Source organism: Secundilactobacillus mixtipabuli (assembly GCF_002217925.1).
GTDB lineage: Bacteria > Bacillota > Bacilli > Lactobacillales > Lactobacillaceae > Secundilactobacillus > Secundilactobacillus mixtipabuli.
The window spans coordinates 1-240 of record NZ_BCMF01000069.1 but is presented as its reverse complement, the minus strand read 5'-3'; the positions used below and the strand labels follow the sequence as shown (position 1 = coordinate 240).

General features: G+C 41.2%; 1 pseudogene. It reads left to right on the top strand.

Annotated features, from left to right (window positions below):
• A pseudogene (locus tag IWT5_RS12280) lies at nucleotides 1-240 on the top strand (ISL3 family transposase); the annotation flags it as partial.

Here is a 240-nt window from a genome sequence, read left to right as displayed (position 1 = left end):
TTGATCAAGCTCGTATTCAAGCTTTTCAGACCATTCCCGATCACCGCTCACGCCTCTATCGCATATTGAAATCTCATTGGCGCTTATTCCACCAAAATCAGGACACCATCAACGATGTTAAATCTGTCTATTTACGTGGTATTAACGAATATATGACGCAACAGAACGCCATCGACTTAATTCTATCAGCTTTTCCACGCTTCGCTGCCGTTTATGCGATTTATCAAACGATTTTAACTG